Raw genomic sequence first — 15,037 nt, 5'->3', positions numbered from 1 at the left:
GGCACCCAGATGCCTTTCGCTGCTCAGAGGCAGGCACTGACGCCGGCCAGCCGCTGTGATGCCACGCACCTTGACTTGCCTAGGCAAGTCAAGCACACTCGTTCACAGTTGCCCAGGCAAGTGTGGCGGCGGCGCGGCGTCCCTAGATACCCCCGTTCGCCACGTATCCGACACCCCGAAACCATGAGGAGAGTGCAGTGAAGGCGATTCGCTACCACGAGTTCGGCAGTACCGAGGTCCTGCGCCAGGAGGAGGTGGAGCGTCCGGTCCCCGGTGCCGGCCAAGTGCTGGTGAAGGTGGTGGCCACCTCGTTCAACCCCGTCGACGACCACATCCGGCTGGGTGTCCTCGCTGAGATGATCCCCACCCCGCTGCCGATCACCCCCGGCCTCGACGTCGCGGGCACCGTTGCCGAGCTCGGCGACGGAGTCAGCGGACTGCAGGTCGGCGACCCGATCATCGCCATGTTCCCGCTGCACGAGCACGGCGGAGCCGCCGAGTACGCGGTCGTGGCCGCCGACCTGGTGACCGCCGCGCCCCGCAGCATTCCTCTGACCGACGCCGCCGCACTACCCCTGACCGGGCTGGCGGCTCGCCAAGCAGCCGTCGAGCTCGCCGGGATCAAGACCGGCCAGACGGTTCTCGTCAACGGGGCAGGCGGTGCGGTGGGAAGCATCGTGGTCCAGCTCGCCGTCGAAGCCGGCGCGAAGGTGACCGCCGTCGACGGCCTCCAGCATGCCGACCGCCTGAACGGCTACGGTGCGGAGAAGGTCGTCGACCCGCTGGACCTCGACGCAGGCCCGGCCCCTGTCGGTGGCCCCTTCGACGTGGTGGTGAACCACGTACGCCTGGCTCCCGAGGACCTCGCGAAGCTGACCCCCTACGTGGCCGACGGCGGCATCGTCGTCAGCTCCGCCGGCCCGGTGCCGGCCGACGAGACACGCTCGGTACGCACGGCCGGCGTGTGGGTCGGCCCCGACGCCTCCCACCTGGCCGACCTCGTCTCCCGCATCGACAACGGCGTACTCAAGCTGCACATCGCCGACCGCCGACCGCTGGAGGAACTGCCGACCATCCACCAGGATGCAGGCAACGGCAAGCTGCTCGGCAAAACGGTCATCGTCGTCTGACGCCACGCCGCGTCCACCATCGAAGCCCCTCTTCGGTGGTGGACACCGAGGTATCCGGAGCAGCCCCGCCGGTCGGAGCCGCACGATCGTGGGAGTCTGCCCCGTTCGCGCATCCCCGCACCTGACGGTCCTGCGGCTTCTTATCCTCGAGAGGGTGTGCCAACCGAAGCGACTGCCGTTCGGATGACGGCTCACAGGAGGCCGTGATGAGTGGGAAAGATCGACCCGAGGGCATCAGTCCGACAGCAGTGGAGGGCGCGCCTGGGCTGTGGCGTGTCGATCTCCAGAGGCACGATCTCAGCATCGAGGGCCGTGAGGTCATCCAGAGTCGGGTGGAATTCACGCCGGACTCACCGCCGTTCAAGCACTTCCACCCCGGCGAAGAGATCATCTGCGTGCTTCAGGGGTCGCTGGAGTACACCCTCGAGGGCCAGTCACCGGTGGTGTGCAACGTCGGTGACGCTCTCACCGTGCCGTACGGCGTCCACCACCAGGCACGCAACGTGGGCACTGGCGTCGCCGTCGAACTGGCCACGTACGTCGTCGAGAAGGGTAAGCCGCTTCTCACCAAGGTGGAGTGACCGCCGGGATCGGGTCAGTGGCGCGAGCCTGTCGCGTCGGCGTGATCGCGAGGACGGGTCGGGTCGAGGCGGTGGATCAGGTCGTCGAGCTGGCCGATGAGGGCGGGGTCGGCCGGTACGCCCAGGTCGGCGAGGCTGGCCCGGACCCGCTCCTCGATGCGGGCGTGTTCGCGGCGACCCCGGGCGGTCAGGTAGGCGCGGATCCGCCGGCGGTCCAGGGGGTCGATCCGCCGGAAGACGAGGTTACGGTCGACGAGGTGGTCGACCAGCTTGGTGAGGGTGCCCGGCGGCAGCGACGCCTCGGCGGACACCTCGCTCATCGGATGACCCTGGCCGTCGGCGAGCAGGCAGAGCACGCGCCACGCCTCGGTGGTCAGCTCGTCGTCGGCCAGGACGGCGCCCAGCCGGCGGGAGAGCAGCCGTTCGGCGCGGGTGAGCGAGCGCAGCAGGTCGGCTGGCGCCCCGGGCACGTCTGACATGGATCTCCCTGGGCCGGTGGCCCTGCCATGTTACCGAGTCGTCCCGGTCCGTGGTGAGCTCTGGTCTTCCGACGTGGGCCGGGCAATCATGTGCTCATGTCCGCGCCGGCACCGCCGTGGCTCACCGTCGATCGGGCCGTGGTCAGCGTCGCGCTTGTCTATCCGATGCGCGGGCCGGCGGGAATGTTCGGCCCGACCTGCGAACTCTGCGCCCAGCTCGCGGTCGAGGAGATCAACGCCTGTGGCGGGGTGCTGGGCCGCGAGGTGCGGCTGGTGCCTGTCGACGGTGGCGCCCCGCCGGCCGAGGTGGCCGCCGAGGTCGAGGCGCTGGTGTCGGTGGGCGCCGTGCAGGGAGTGACCGGTTGGCACATCTCCTCGGTACGGCAGGCGCTGGCGCCCCGGGTGGCACACCGGGTGCCGTACGTCTACACAGCCCTGTACGAGGGCGGCGAGCGTACCGAGGGGGTGTTCCTGACCAGCGAGACGCCGGACGCCCAGCTGTGGCCCGCGATGCGGCTGCTCGCCGGCGAGCAGGGCGTACGCCGCTGGTTCGTGGTCGGCAACGACTACGTGTGGCCACGGCGTACCGCGCGGGCCGCCCAGCGGTACGCGTTGCGCGGCGGTGGGCGGGTGGTGGGGCAGGCGTTCCTGCCGTTGGAGGCGCACGACTTCGACGACGTGCTGCGCCACATCGAGCGCAGCGAGGCCGACGCGGTGGTGATGCTGCTCGTCGGCGCCGACGCGGTGCGGTTCAACAGGGCGTTCGCCCGCGCCGGGATGGACCAGCGCTGCCTGCGGCTGAGCACCCTGATGGACGAGAACATGCTGTTGGCCAGCGGCGTCGGGGCGACGCGGCGGCTCTACAGCACGGCGGGGTTCTTCGCGGGCCTCGTGACGCAGGAGAACCTCGACTTCCACGGCGAGTTCGCCCGCCGGTTCGGGGTGGAGGCGCCGCCGTTGGGCAGCCTGGGGGAGTCCTGTTACGAGGGCGTGATGCTGCTCGCCGCCCTGATCGGGCAGGCCCGCACCCTCGACGTGCGGGCGATCGAGACGGCCGCCGACACGGTGGCGTACCACGGGCCGCGCGGTCGGTTGCGACTGCGGCGGCGGCACGTGCGCCAGCGGATCTATCTCGCCGAGGCCGACGGTCTCGACTTCACGGTGCTCGCCCAGCTCTGACCGCCGTTCCGGCCCTTGACAGCCCCACCCGGCTCGGCCCTAAGATACTTCCTGCGTGAAGGATCTGGCCGAGGGCCGGATACCGCGAATGTGTGTCCACCGTCGGTGAAATCTGTCCTCCGACCATTGTGGTGGCAATTTTCTCCGCAGAATTTTCCCTGGCCGGCACCGTCTTCCATTTGACGGTGCCGGCCATTGTGGTGTGCCCTCTGCGCGGCGCGCGGGAAACAGTCAATTAAGGACCGGGAAACACTCACGCAATCAAGCCGGTCGACGCTTTCCCTGCCCGTACCCGATGCGATGGCCGCAGGCGACGTCCACCCGTCGACCCCGGCATCGCCGACGCAGCTCCACCGGACCGCACCGACCGTCCATTCGCCACTTGAGTGCACCGCAGGGAGAATAGATGTCACTTCTTTGGAGCCGCCGCATCCTGGCGGGCGCCGTGACCCTCGTCGCGGCGGCCGCGCTTACCGCGTGCGGCAGCAAGACCAGTGACGAGAGCGGCGCGGCCGGCGTCACCGCCGACGTCTCCGGCGACACCGTCAAGGTGGGCCTGCTCAACTCGCTCTCCGGCACCATGGCGATCAGCGAGGTCACCGTCCGCGACTCCATCATGCTCGCCGTCGAGGAGATCAACGCGGCCGGCGGCGTGCTCGGCAAGAAGATCCAGCCGGTCGGAGAGGACGGCGCCTCGGACTGGCCGACGTTCGCGGAGAAGGCCGAGAAGCTCATCTCCGAGGACCGGGTGGCCGCCGTTTTCGGCTGCTGGACGTCGGCGAGCCGCAAGGCGGTCAAGCCGGTGTTCGAGAAGAACAAGGCGCTGCTGTTCTACCCGGTGCAGTACGAGGGTCTGGAACAGTCGCCCTACATCTTCTACACCGGGGCGACGACCAACCAGCAGATCGTTCCCGGGCTCGACTACCTCAAGGCCGAGGGGGCGAAGTCGGTCTATCTGGTCGGCAGTGACTACGTCTTTCCCCGGACCGCCAACAAAATCATCAAGGCGTACGCGGCCGCCAACGGGATGACGGTGCTCGGCGAGGACTACGCGCCGCTGGGCTCCACCGAATTCGGCACGATCGTCAACAAGGTCAAGTCGTCAGGTGCGGACGCCGTGTTCAACACCCTCAACGGTGACAGCAACGTGGCCTTCTTCAAGGAGTACAAGTCGGCCGGCCTGACCGCCGCGGCGATGCCCGTGGTGTCGGTGTCGATCGCCGAGGAGGAGGTCAAGGGCATCGGCACCCAGTACCTGGAGGGCCAGCTGACCGCCTGGAACTACTACCAGACCACGCCCGGCGCGGCGAACACGAAGTTCGTGGCCGCGTACAAGGCGAAGTACGGCGCGGACAAGCCGACGAGCGACCCGATGGAGGCCGCCTACGTCAGCGTGTACCTGTGGAAGGCGATGGTCGAGAAGGCGGGCGCGTTCGACGTCGAGAAGGTCCGCACCGCCTCCGACGGGATCACCTTCGACGCCCCGGAGGGCCTGGTCACCGTCGACGGGAAGACCCAGCACATCGCCAAGACCGCCCGGATCGGCAAGGTCGGCGCCGACGGTCTGATCACCGAGGTGTGGAACTCCGGCAAGCCTGTCGCACCGGACCCGTACCTCAAGACCTATCCGTGGGCGAGCGGCCTGAGCTGACGACGCCGGCCCGGGCGGGGCGCCTTGCCGCGCGGCCCGCCCGGGCCACCCGACCAGCAGTACGGAGTACCCACCGTGACAGTCCTCTTCGGTCAACTCTTCACCGGCATCAGCATCGGCGCGGTGCTGCTGCTCATCGCGCTCGGGCTGGCGCTGACCTTCGGCCAGATGAACGTCATCAACATGGCGCACGGCGAGTTCATCATGGCCGGCGCGTACACCACGTACGTCCTGCAACAGAGCATCACCGGCGCGGGCCTGTCACTCGTGGTCGCGCTGCCGGTGGCGTTCGTGGTCGCCGGCACGATGGGTGTGCTGCTGGAGGTCCTGCTGATCCGCCGGCTCTACGCCCGCCCGCTGGACACCCTGCTGGTCACCTGGGGTGTGTCGCTGATGCTGCAACAGCTCGCCCGCGACGTCTTCGGCAGCCCGAACGTGCAGACCCGCGCGCCGGACCTGCTCACCGGCAACGTGGCGCTGCCGGGCGGGCTGACGATCGCCAACAACCGACTCTTCATCCTGGCGCTGGCCCTGGCCGCCGTCGCGGCGCTCACCCTGGCGCTGCGGCTCACCCCGCTGGGTCGCCGGATCCGCGCGGTCGTGCAGAACCGCGACCTCGCCGCGGTGTCCGGCATCCCCACCGCCCGGGTCGACCGGACGACGTTCTTCCTCGGCTCCGGCCTGGCCGGTCTCGCCGGGGTGGCGCTCACCCTGCTCGGTCCGATCGGTCCGACCATGGGCACCAACCTGATCATCGACGCCTTCCTGGTCGTCGTGGTCGGCGGGATCGGCCAGCTCAAGGGCAGCGTGATCGTCGCCTTCGCCCTCGGCGTGCTCCAGGCCACCGGGGAGTACCTGACGACCCTCAGCGTCGCCAAGGTGATCGTGTTCGTGGCGATCGTCGCGTTTCTCCAGTGGCGGCCACAGGGCCTGTTCACCCTGCGGACGAGGAGCCTCGCATGACCGCCGTGACGCCCGCGCCGTTGAGCACCGCCACCGCACCGGCCGCGGCCTCGGCCGGCGCCGCGCCCCCGAGCCGGTCCGGCGGCCGATCCCGGCTGCGGACGATGGCCGGCTTCGCGTTCGGCGCGGCGCTGCTGTTCGCCGTGGCGCCGCTGCTGCTGTCGGACTTCCGGCTGGCGCTGCTGGCCAAGTACCTCTGCGTCGCCATGGTCGCGGTGGGCATCGGGATCGCCTGGGGTCGGGGCGGGATGCTCACCCTCGGCCAGGGCGTCTTCTTCGGCCTGGGTGGCTACGCGATGGCCATGCATCTCAAGCTCGCCGACGCGGGTCCCGGTGGGATGCCCGACTTCATGCAGCTGTACGGGCAGCTCGACGAGTTGCCGCTGTGGTGGCGGCCGTTCGCCAGCCCCTGGTTCGCGTTGCCCGCCACGGTGCTGCTGCCGATGGCTGTCGCCTTCGGGCTCGGTTCGCTCGTGTTCCGCCGCCGGGTCCGGGGCGCGTACTTCGCCATCCTCAGTCAGGCCCTCGCCGCCGCGATGGTGATCCTGCTGATCGGGCAGCAGGGCACCACGGGCGGCACCAACGGGCTCACCGACATCAAGGGCTTCTTCGGGTACGACCTGGACGACCCGGTCAACCAGCGGATGGTGTACTTCATCATCGCCGGCGTCCTGCTGGCGTTGCTCGCGCTGACCCGTCAGCTCATCCAGAGCCGCTACGGCGAGCTGCTGGTGGCGGTCCGCGACGGCGAGGAACGGGTCCGCTTCCTCGGCTACGACCCGGCGTCGGTCAAGCTGGTGGCGTACGTGGTCGCGGCCGGCATGGCGGGGCTGGCCGGGGCGCTGTTCGTGCCGGCGGTCGGCATCATCTCGCCGGCGCTGATCGGGATCGTCCCGTCGATCGAGTTCGTCATCGGGGTCGCGGTGGGCGGGCGGGCCACGCTGCTGGGCCCGGTGCTCGGCGCGGTGGCGGTGGCCTGGGCGCGTACCGCCCTGTCGGAGCGTTTCCCGGGCACCTGGACGTACCTGCAGGGTCTGCTCTTCGTGGTCGTGGTGGCGTTCCTTCCCGGCGGCCTGGCGTCGCTGTGGGCGCTGGCCCGCCGGCGTGACGTCGGCGCGCAGCCGGCGCGGCGCGGGTGGTCGCCGCTGGGTCGACGTCGCGTCGAGCGGACGGAGGCGGCATGAGCGGCGAGCTGTTGGACGGCCTGTCCGTCCGAGACGTGCGGGTCAGTTTCGACGGTTTCACCGCCGTCGACGGGGTCTCGCTGGAGGTGCCGGCCGGCGACATCCGGTTCCTGATCGGGCCGAACGGCGCCGGGAAGACCACACTCGTCGACGCGATCACCGGCCTGGTGCGGGCCACCGGCTCGGTCCGGTTCGGCGACCAGGAGCTGCTCGGCCGGCCGGTGCACCGGATCAGCCGGCTCGGCATCGGGCGGACCTTCCAGACGTCGACGATCTTCGAGGAGCTGTCGGTCGTGCAGAACCTCGACATCGCGGCCGGCGCCCGGCGCGGCTGGGTGACCCTGGCCCGGCGTCGGCGCGGGATCCCCGACGAGGTGGCGGCCGCGTTGGAGACCATCGGCCTGACCGGGCGGGCCGACCAGCTCGCCGGGACGCTCGCGCACGGCCAGAAGCAGTGGTTGGAGATCGGCATGCTGCTGGTGCAGGACGCGCGGCTGCTGCTGCTCGACGAGCCGGTCGCCGGGATGAGCCACGAGGAGCGCGACGCGACCGGGGCGCTGCTGGAGACGGTGAGCCGGGACCGCACGGTGGTGGTGATCGAGCACGACATGGACTTCCTGCGCCGGTTCGCGCGCAGCGTGACGGTGCTGCACGCCGGTCGGGTGCTCAGTGAGGGCACTGTCGCGCAGGTCCAGGCGGACCCGCGCGTGCAGGAGGTCTACCTTGGCCACCCGGTCGCCGCCGGGTCGGCCCCCAGCGGTCTGGAGGCATGATGCTGACCCTGCGCGGGGTGCACGCCGGATACGGGCGTTCAAGGGTGCTGCACGGGGTGGACCTCGCCGTCCCGCCCGACGGGGTGGCCGCGGTGCTCGGCCACAACGGCGCCGGCAAGAGCACGTTGCTGCGGGTCGCGGCGGGCCTGCTGCGCCCGAGCGCCGGCATCGTCGAGCTGGACGGCGAGGACGTCACCCGTCTCCCGCCGCACGAGCGGGTCCAGCGCGGGATGGCGTACGTCCCGCAGGGCCAGCAGTGCTTCCCGCACCTGACCGCCGCGGAGAACCTGCGGCTGGTCGCCGACGGCCGGCGCGACGGCGCGGTGGCCACGGCGGAGGTGCTGGACCTGTTTCCGGCGCTGCGCCCGCTGCTGCGCCGGCGGGCCGGGCTGCTCTCCGGCGGCCAGCGCCAGCAGTTGGCAATCGCCCGCGCGCTGATCACCAGGCCACGGCTGCTGATGCTCGACGAACCGACCGAGGGCATCCAGCCGTCGGTGGTCGCGGAGATCCAGGAGCGGATCGTCGAGCTGACCCGACAGTCCGGGTTCAGTGTGCTGCTGGTCGAGCAGCACCTGGGTTTCGCGCTGCGGGTGGCGGACCGCTACCACGTGCTGGAGTCCGGCCGGGTCACCTCGGACGGCGACGGCGGTGTCACCGCGGAGCGGGACGTCCGGGCGGCCCTGGCGGTCTGACCGCGCCGCGCCGCCGGTCAGGTCGTCGGTGCGGGGCCTGTCGAGTCGCGCACGACCAGCAGGTGGCCGGTGGCGCGGCGGCGGGGACGCGCCGAGCGGGGCTTGAGGGCGAGGGTGAGCGCCGTGCGGCCCATCTCGGTCATCGGCAGCCGGATGGTGGTGAGGCTCGGCGCGAGGTCGGCGGCGACGGAGACGTCGTCGAAGCCGACCACGGAGATCCGCGCGGGCACCGGCACGCGGCGGGACCGCAGCGTCGAGAGGACGCCGATCGCCATCGCGTCGTTGAGCGCCACGATCGCTGTGGTCTCCGGATGCTCGTTGAGGATCTGCTCGGTGGCCGCCCGACCGCCGCCACGGGTGAAGTCCCCGTGGACGACTGTCAGGTCGGCGGGGCGCAGCCCTCGTTGTCGCAGCGCGGACGTCACGCCGGCGAGCCGGTCGGCGACAGTGGTGAGGCCGGCGCTGCCGGCGGCGACCGCGATGCGGCGGTGGCCGAGGTCCATCAGGTGCGCCGCGAGCGCGTGGCCGCCGGCCTCGTTGTCCGGCAGGACGGCGTCGACGCCGAGCGCGTGTCGGCCGATGGCGGCGACCCGGCCGCCGTGGTCCTGGAACGCCGCCAGCTCGGCGCGGGCCTCGGCCTCGACCCGCGGATCGTCGTACCCGGAGCCGCTGATCAGGATGATGCCGACCCGCTGGGCGATGAGGTGGCGTAGCTGTTGCAGCTCGTAGTCCGGGTCCCGGCCGGACTGGCAGATCTGCACCAGCAGCCCCTGCTCGGCGGCGAGCTGGATGACCCCGGCGGCGATCTCGGAGAAGTACGGGTCGTCGACCTGGTGGACGATCAGCCCGACCGTGGATCGGGCGCCGCCGGCAAGCGTGCGGGCGTACGGGTTGACGACGTAGCCCAGCTCGCGGGCGACCAGACGGACCCGGTCGGCCACCTCGGTGCTGACTCCCTCGCGGCCGGCGAGGGCCCGGGAGGCGGTGGCCAGGGAGACGCCCGCGCGTTCGGCCACCTCCACGAGGCGCGGGCGCTGGCCGGCCCTGGGCATCCGCACCTCCCTGAAAACATCCATGTCACCCGATCTATTGCCAGTGACGTTCGTCGAAGCCTAGGGTACGTAAGCGCTTACGAAAGCGCTTACGTACCCCGTGGTCGGCGTGCCGCGAAACGAGGTGAACGATGTCCAGAGCCCGAATCGTCGCCGTCTCGCTCCTGGTGGTCGGCGTGCTGAGCGGCGTCGGCGTGCCGCCGGCCCAGGCGGACCGGAGCGCCGCGCACGACGTCCATCCCGCTCTGCGGGCGCACCTGGTCGCCGCGTACGACTTCGACCACCCGGTTCCGGGCGACCCGGCCCTCGAGCGTGACCAGGGCCGCTCCGGCACCGAGATCGAGCTGATCAACGGCGGCGCGGCGATGCGGGTGCCCGACCACGCCTACCGGGGCAGCGGCAACGCCGTGCAGACCCGGCAGGTCGACCCGACGACCGCCGGCACCGACGACTGGAAGGCCGGCACGTGGTCGGCCAGCGGGGTGCGGACGCTGCGCGCCTTCAGCGCCACCGGCGGCGCCACCGTCATGGGCTGGTTCAAGCTGAACATGGACAGCCCGGCGCCCAACTCCACCACCGCCGACCCCGCCGACAGGTACAACGCGATAGGGCTGGCCGGTCTGCTCACCGGCGACTCCGACGGCCACGGCGTCCGGGCCCTGCTGGAGCTGATCGACGTCGACGGCGAACTGCGCCTCGTCGCGCTCGGCCGACGCCTCGACGGGGGCAACTCGCAGACCTTCGCCGCCAACCGGGACTGGCGCGAGCTGCTGCCGGTGGGGGAGTGGGTGCACCTCGCCGCCACCTTCGACTTCGGCACCGGCGCGCTTGCCCTCTACCGCAACGGCGAACCGGTCGACGGCTTCTACACCCGTACCGACGACCCGTGGCTCGTCTCGGGGCCCGGCCCGCACGTGACCACCGCCTCCGACCCCCGGGGCATCAAGATCGGCGGGAGCTTCCCGCAGGACACCCTGGAGCGCAACCCCTGCGACTGCCGCATGGACGGCCTGCTGTTCCTCGACAGCGTGGTCTCCGCGCGCGACGTACGCAGGCAGTACCACCATCTGGCCCGCTGACCACCCTCGGCACCGTCCCACCGAGAAGGAGACACGCGTGCGCACCCTCCACCGCCCCGGCGGCGTCCGCCGGTCCGCGCTGACGGCCGGCCTCACCGCCCTCGTGCTGGTCCTGTCCACACTGGTCGCCGCCCCGGCCCGCGCCGCCGACGCGGTCTACGACCCGATCCCCGAGATGCCTGTCCAGTCCCGCCTCGGGCTGGTCCTGAGCAAATACGCGAGCTTCCCGCAGTCGTACCCGACCCCCGCGCCGACGGACCAGCGGCTCATGCGGACGGCCCGGATCAACACCATCATGGAGCTGCCCGACGGCTCCGGTCGGCGCGCGGTGCCCGACCTGAACGGCAACCTCTACCTGGTCGAGAACGGCGTGCCGCACGTCTACCTCGACGTGGCGGCGACGTTCGCGCCCCAGTTCTTCTCCGGCCGGGGGCTCGGCCAGGGCTTCGGGTACGTCGCCTTCCACCCCGAGTTCCGCGTCAACGGGCGGTTCTACACGATCCACACCGAGCTGGCGTCGGCGACGACCACGCCACCGGACTACGCCCAGGCCGGCACGATCTACCACGGCGTCATCACCGAGTGGACGGCCACCGACCCGGCCGCCGACACGTTCGCCGGCACCCGCCGGGAGGTGCTGCGCATCGGCTTCGGCGGCCAGGTGCACGGCATCCAGGAGATCAACTTCAACCCGACCGCGAAGCGCCACGACCGCGACTACGGCCTGCTCTACCTCGCCGTCGGCGACGGCGGCCTGGGCGTGCGCACCACCGACCCGCAGAACCTGGGGCTGCCGCACGGCAAGCTGCTGCGCATCGACCCGCGCGGCACCAACTCGACAAACGGCCGGTACGGCATCCCGGCCGACAACCCCTTCGTCGGGCGGGCCGGCGCGCTCGGCGAGATCTACGCCGTGGGCTTCCGCGACCCGCACCGGTTCAGCTGGGACCGGGCGACCGGCCGGATGTACCTGGGGCACATCGGTGAGCACGCCATCGAGGCGATCTACGAGGTCCGCGCCGGCGACAACTTCGGCTGGAGCGAGCGCGAGGGCTCTTTCGTCTTCGACAAGACGGCCACCAACCCCTGCGACCGGCTGTTCCCCCTGCCCGCCGACGACGCGCGCTACGGCTACACGTACCCCGTCGCCGCGTACGACCACGACCCCGCCGCGGACTGGAACTGCACCGCGGACGTTGGCGTCGCGGTGGCCGGCGGGTTCGTCTACCGGGGACGCGCGGTGCCGGCGCTGCGCGGCAAGTACGTCTTCGGCGACCTGGTCGACGGCCGGGTGCTCTACACCGAGGCGAACGAGATGCGCCGCGGTCACGGCCTCGCCCCCATCCACCAGCTCGCGCTCTTCGACGCCGCGGGCGGCCCGGTGCGGATGCGGGACCTCTCCGGACCGGGCGCCCCCGGCGACCCCAACCGCGTCGACCTGCGCTTCGGCACCGACGCCGCCGGCGAGCTGTACCTCGTCGCCAAGGCCAACGGCACGATCTGGAAGGTGACCGGAGTGCGAGAGTTCGCCAGCGACGACGTCGGCGACACCACGGTGCGCCGCACCGCGGGGGCCGCGAACTGGGCGCCCGTGACGCCCGCGAAGTGGCAGTTCACCGGCGACCAGGTCATCCTCGCCGAGGCCGGGGAGAGCCGGCCGGGCCCGCGCCGACCCTTCGAGTACGCGGTGCTGACCGCCGGCCCGGCCTGGTCGTCGGTCCAGGTCGACGCTCGGGTACGCCTCGACACGCCGGTGGAGATCAGCAACCGCGACGTGATCATCGTCTTCGGCTGGCGCTCGGACACCGAGTTCTACTACGCCCACCTCTCCACCGACAACACGATCTATCCGCACAACGGCATCTTCAAGGTCGACAATGCCGACCGGGAACGCATCGACCACCAGTGGAACGGCCGCTCCCGTGGCGCGAACCCGGCGATCACCGACGCCGACTGGCACCGCGTACGGGTGGTGCACCTGCCGGCCACCGGCGAGATCGCCGTCTACGTCGACGGGCACCGGGACCCGCTCATGACCGCGACCGACACCACCTTCGGCTCGGGGCGGGTGGGCTTCGGCTCGTTCGACAACGTCGGGCGGCTGCGCGGCCTCACCGTCACCGGCACGCCGGCCTGAGGCTCTTCGGGGACGGCGGCCTCCATGCCGCCGTCCCCTTCTCGCGCGCGGCCCGGTCCGCCGAGCCCGGCCCGGCGGCGTCCTGCGGTTCGTAGAATCCGTGCCATGGCGCAGATCGTCGAGTTGCTGGCCTCGCCCGTGCACCGCTTCCGGGGCCGGCCCTCCGACGGTCCGACGCCGGCCCCGCCCGGCGAGCTGGTCGACACCGTCCAGATCCGGGCCGGCCTCGGCATCGTCGGCGACCGCTACTTCGGCAAGCCGGCGCACCGCGACGCCAGCGTGACGGTGATCGCCCAGGAGTCCCTGCCGGCCGGCATCGGGCTCGCACAGGTCCGTCGCAACATCCTCACCACAGGCATCGCCGTGGACGAGCTGATCGGCAGGGTCCTGGTCCTGGACTCCGGCGACGGCCCGGTCAGCCTGCGGGTCAACCGCGCGGCCCGCCCGTGCGCCTGGATGGACGTCACGGTGGGGCCGGGCGCCTGGAAGGCGCTGCGCACCACGGGCGGCATCCGCTGTACGCCGCTCGACGACGGCGTGCTGCGCATCGGCCCGCTCGACGCCACCGTGACCTGAGCGAAACGGATTCGACGACCCGCCCCGCACCAGGCATGGTGTGCACCGGACGTCGGCGGTGCCGGCGCGGCGCTCGGGGGGAGGCGGCGGTGCAACACGCATTGACGGATCAGCAGGTCGACGACCGAACGATCCTGCAGGTCGTCGTCGGCTCGCGTGCGTTCGGCCTGTCCGACGCCTCGTCCGACACCGACCGACGCGGGGTCTACGCCCTGCCGGCCTCGGCGTTCTGGGGCCTGCGCAAGCCGGCGTGGCACCACGACGGCCCGCTGGCCGAACAGGTGCGCTGGGAGGTCGAGCGGGTCTGCGTGCTCGGGCTGGCGGCGAACCCCACAGTCCTGGAGGTGCTGCACTCGCCACTCGTCGAGACGTGCACCCCGCTGGGCGCGGAGCTGCGGGCGCTCACGCCGGCGTTCCTGTCCCGGCGGGTGGCCGACACCTACCTGCGCTACGCCACCGCGCAGTTCGGGAAGGCCGAGCGCGGCATCGCCCGTTCCGGCGCCCCGATCTGGCGGCACGTGATGCACCTGATCCGGCTGCTGACCGCCGGCGGTCACCTCGTCCGTACCGGACGGTTGGTGCTCGACGTCGGCGCCGACCGGGACCGCCTGCTCGCGGTCAAGGCCGGCGCCGTGCCCTGGGACGACGTCGTCGCCTGGCGGGACCTGCTGGTCGCCCGCATGACGGCGGACCTGCCCACCAGTCCACTGCCCGACCGGCCCGACGAGGCGCGGGTCGAGCAGTGGCTGACCTCGGTTCGCGACCGCTCCCTGCGGTGGGCGGCGTGACCGCCTGGGAGGACGCCGGCCTGCCCGCCGGCGTCGACCTGGCGGCCGTCGTGGCCGAGCAGCCGGACCCGCTGGTCTTCGCCACGGTCTCCGGTGCCCACCTGTACGGGTTCCCGTCCAAGGACTCCGACGTCGACCTGCGCGGCTCGCACCTGCTGCCGGTCGCGGAGCTGGTCGGGCTGGTCACGCCGGCGGAGACCCGCACGGTGCTGGCCGACCGCGACGGGGTGGAACTGGACCTGGTGACGCACGACCTGCGCAAGTTCGTCCGGCTGATGCTGCGCCGAAACGGTTACGTGCTCGAACAACTGCTGTCCCCGCTCGTCGTGCACACCACGGCGGCGCACGCGGCGTTGGTCGAGCTGGCGCCGCTGACGGTCACCCGGCACCACGGTCACCACTACCGTGGCTTCGCGGCGAGCCAGCGGCGGCTCTTCGACACGACGGGGGAGCTGAAGCCCTTGCTGTACACGTTCCGGTCGCTGCTCACCGGAGTCCACCTGCTGCGGACCGGCCGGATGCAGGCGCACCTGCCGACCCTGCTCGACGCCGAGCCGGCGCCGGCGTACGTGCCCGACCTGATCGCCGCGAAGCGGGACGCCGAACACGGCGCACTGGACGACCTCGTCCCTGGCGCGACAATCGACCGTGACCTGGCCGAGTTGGCCGCTCGACTGGACCAGGCGCAGCAGGACAGTCCGCTGCCCGACCAGCCGGCGGGTTCGGCCGAACTCCACGAGCTGGTGGTGGCCGCCCGGCTGGGGTGAGGAAGG

The 15,037-nt window shown here is 71.6% G+C and carries 15 protein-coding genes; 13 read left to right on the top strand and 2 right to left on the bottom strand.

The genetic code is table 11. The annotated features are described in order from the left end of the window. Positions 1 to 197 precede the first annotated feature (197 nt). Complete coding sequence (locus MILUP08_RS20705; RefSeq protein WP_007461170.1) at positions 198 to 1,130, top strand: NADP-dependent oxidoreductase; 933 nt, start codon at positions 198 to 200, stop codon at positions 1,128 to 1,130. 206 nt (positions 1,131 to 1,336) lie between these two features. Continuing rightward, positions 1,337 to 1,711 carry a cupin domain-containing protein gene (locus MILUP08_RS20700; protein ID WP_007461168.1) on the top strand — a complete coding sequence of 125 codons (375 nt, stop codon included), beginning with the start codon at positions 1,337 to 1,339 and terminating at the stop codon, positions 1,709 to 1,711. 14 nt (positions 1,712 to 1,725) lie between these two features. Here MILUP08_RS20700 and MILUP08_RS20695 read toward each other — a convergent pair whose 3' ends face one another. After that, positions 1,726 to 2,190, bottom strand: coding sequence for a MarR family winged helix-turn-helix transcriptional regulator (locus MILUP08_RS20695; RefSeq protein ID WP_007461165.1), 465 nt, complete (start codon positions 2,188 to 2,190; stop codon positions 1,726 to 1,728). Positions 2,191 to 2,286: 96 nt separating this feature from the next. Between MILUP08_RS20695 and MILUP08_RS20690 the strand changes: the two genes are divergently transcribed. From MILUP08_RS20690 to urtE, 6 genes are all read left to right on the top strand, one after another. Further along, the gene (locus tag MILUP08_RS20690; RefSeq protein WP_007461164.1) at positions 2,287 to 3,369 is read left to right on the top strand and encodes a substrate-binding domain-containing protein; all 1,083 of its coding nucleotides are present in this window, start codon (positions 2,287 to 2,289) and stop codon (positions 3,367 to 3,369) included. A 406-nt stretch (positions 3,370 to 3,775) separates the two neighbouring features. Then, positions 3,776 to 5,020, top strand: a complete 1,245-nt coding sequence (gene urtA / locus MILUP08_RS20685; RefSeq protein ID WP_007461162.1) for an urea ABC transporter substrate-binding protein — start codon at positions 3,776 to 3,778, stop codon at positions 5,018 to 5,020. A gap of 75 nt (positions 5,021 to 5,095) precedes the next feature. Next, positions 5,096 to 5,983 (top strand): urea ABC transporter permease subunit UrtB, encoded by an 888-nt coding sequence (urtB, locus tag MILUP08_RS20680; RefSeq protein WP_007461159.1) that lies wholly within the window; start codon positions 5,096 to 5,098, stop codon positions 5,981 to 5,983. After that, positions 5,980 to 7,167, top strand: coding sequence for an urea ABC transporter permease subunit UrtC (urtC, locus tag MILUP08_RS20675; RefSeq protein WP_007461157.1), 1,188 nt, complete (start codon positions 5,980 to 5,982; stop codon positions 7,165 to 7,167). The genes urtB and urtC overlap by 4 nt, the downstream gene beginning before the upstream one ends. Next, positions 7,164 to 7,940 carry an urea ABC transporter ATP-binding protein UrtD gene (urtD, locus tag MILUP08_RS20670; RefSeq protein ID WP_007461156.1) on the top strand — a complete coding sequence of 259 codons (777 nt, stop codon included), beginning with the start codon at positions 7,164 to 7,166 and terminating at the stop codon, positions 7,938 to 7,940. Before urtC ends, urtD begins: the two co-directional genes overlap by 4 nt. Beyond that, positions 7,940 to 8,632: an urea ABC transporter ATP-binding subunit UrtE gene (gene urtE, locus MILUP08_RS20665; RefSeq protein ID WP_039906351.1), complete on the top strand. Its 693-nt coding sequence runs from the start codon at positions 7,940 to 7,942 to the stop codon at positions 8,630 to 8,632. The genes urtD and urtE overlap by 1 nt, the downstream gene beginning before the upstream one ends. 17 nt (positions 8,633 to 8,649) lie before the next feature. Here urtE and MILUP08_RS20660 read toward each other — a convergent pair whose 3' ends face one another. After that, entirely contained in the window at positions 8,650 to 9,684 is a 1,035-nt protein-coding gene (locus MILUP08_RS20660) for a LacI family DNA-binding transcriptional regulator (RefSeq protein ID WP_007461151.1), read from the bottom strand. A gap of 131 nt (positions 9,685 to 9,815) precedes the next feature. Here MILUP08_RS20660 and MILUP08_RS20655 point away from each other — a divergent pair, with 131 nt between their 5' ends. The 5 genes from MILUP08_RS20655 to MILUP08_RS20635 all read left to right on the top strand — a co-directional run bounded on the left by MILUP08_RS20655 (position 9,816) and on the right by MILUP08_RS20635 (position 15,031). After that, a complete protein-coding gene (locus MILUP08_RS20655; RefSeq protein WP_007461149.1) occupies positions 9,816 to 10,763 on the top strand; it encodes a LamG-like jellyroll fold domain-containing protein in 948 nt (315 codons plus the stop codon). A 37-nt stretch (positions 10,764 to 10,800) separates the two neighbouring features. Further along, positions 10,801 to 12,900 (top strand): PQQ-dependent sugar dehydrogenase, encoded by a 2,100-nt coding sequence (locus tag MILUP08_RS20650; RefSeq protein ID WP_007461147.1) that lies wholly within the window; start codon positions 10,801 to 10,803, stop codon positions 12,898 to 12,900. Positions 12,901 to 13,005: 105 nt separating this feature from the next. After that, positions 13,006 to 13,476 (top strand): hypothetical protein, encoded by a 471-nt coding sequence (locus tag MILUP08_RS20645; RefSeq protein ID WP_007461145.1) that lies wholly within the window; start codon positions 13,006 to 13,008, stop codon positions 13,474 to 13,476. Between the two features lie 89 nt (positions 13,477 to 13,565). After that, positions 13,566 to 14,264: a nucleotidyltransferase domain-containing protein gene (locus MILUP08_RS20640; RefSeq protein WP_007461143.1), complete on the top strand. Its 699-nt coding sequence runs from the start codon at positions 13,566 to 13,568 to the stop codon at positions 14,262 to 14,264. Positions 14,265 to 14,284: 20 nt separating this feature from the next. Then, on the top strand, positions 14,285 to 15,031 hold the full coding sequence (locus tag MILUP08_RS20635; RefSeq protein ID WP_039908465.1) for a nucleotidyltransferase domain-containing protein: 747 nt from the start codon (positions 14,285 to 14,287) through the stop codon (positions 15,029 to 15,031). Positions 15,032 to 15,037: the final 6 nt, after the last annotated feature.

It is taken from the genome of Micromonospora lupini str. Lupac 08 (assembly GCF_000297395.2).
Classification (GTDB): Bacteria; Actinomycetota; Actinomycetes; order Mycobacteriales; family Micromonosporaceae; genus Micromonospora; species Micromonospora lupini.
This window is presented reverse-complemented; position numbering and strand designations above follow the sequence as displayed.

What these genes read in the sequence shown, in the direction of transcription:
- MILUP08_RS20700 (WP_007461168.1), top strand. Translation starts at nt 1,337, where the DNA reads ATGAGTGGGAAAGATCGACCCGAGGGCATCAGTCCGACAGCAGTGGAG.
- MILUP08_RS20695 (WP_007461165.1), bottom strand. Translation starts at nt 2,190, where the DNA reads ATGTCAGACGTGCCCGGGGCGCCAGCCGACCTGCTGCGCTCGCTCACC.
- MILUP08_RS20690 (WP_007461164.1), top strand. Translation starts at nt 2,287, where the DNA reads ATGTCCGCGCCGGCACCGCCGTGGCTCACCGTCGATCGGGCCGTGGTC.
- urtA (WP_007461162.1), top strand. Translation starts at nt 3,776, where the DNA reads ATGTCACTTCTTTGGAGCCGCCGCATCCTGGCGGGCGCCGTGACCCTC.
- urtC (WP_007461157.1), top strand. Translation starts at nt 5,980, where the DNA reads ATGACCGCCGTGACGCCCGCGCCGTTGAGCACCGCCACCGCACCGGCC.
- urtD (WP_007461156.1), top strand. Translation starts at nt 7,164, where the DNA reads ATGAGCGGCGAGCTGTTGGACGGCCTGTCCGTCCGAGACGTGCGGGTC.
- urtE (WP_039906351.1), top strand. Translation starts at nt 7,940, where the DNA reads ATGCTGACCCTGCGCGGGGTGCACGCCGGATACGGGCGTTCAAGGGTG.
- MILUP08_RS20660 (WP_007461151.1), bottom strand. Translation starts at nt 9,684, where the DNA reads ATGCCCAGGGCCGGCCAGCGCCCGCGCCTCGTGGAGGTGGCCGAACGC.
- MILUP08_RS20655 (WP_007461149.1), top strand. Translation starts at nt 9,816, where the DNA reads ATGTCCAGAGCCCGAATCGTCGCCGTCTCGCTCCTGGTGGTCGGCGTG.
- MILUP08_RS20645 (WP_007461145.1), top strand. Translation starts at nt 13,006, where the DNA reads ATGGCGCAGATCGTCGAGTTGCTGGCCTCGCCCGTGCACCGCTTCCGG.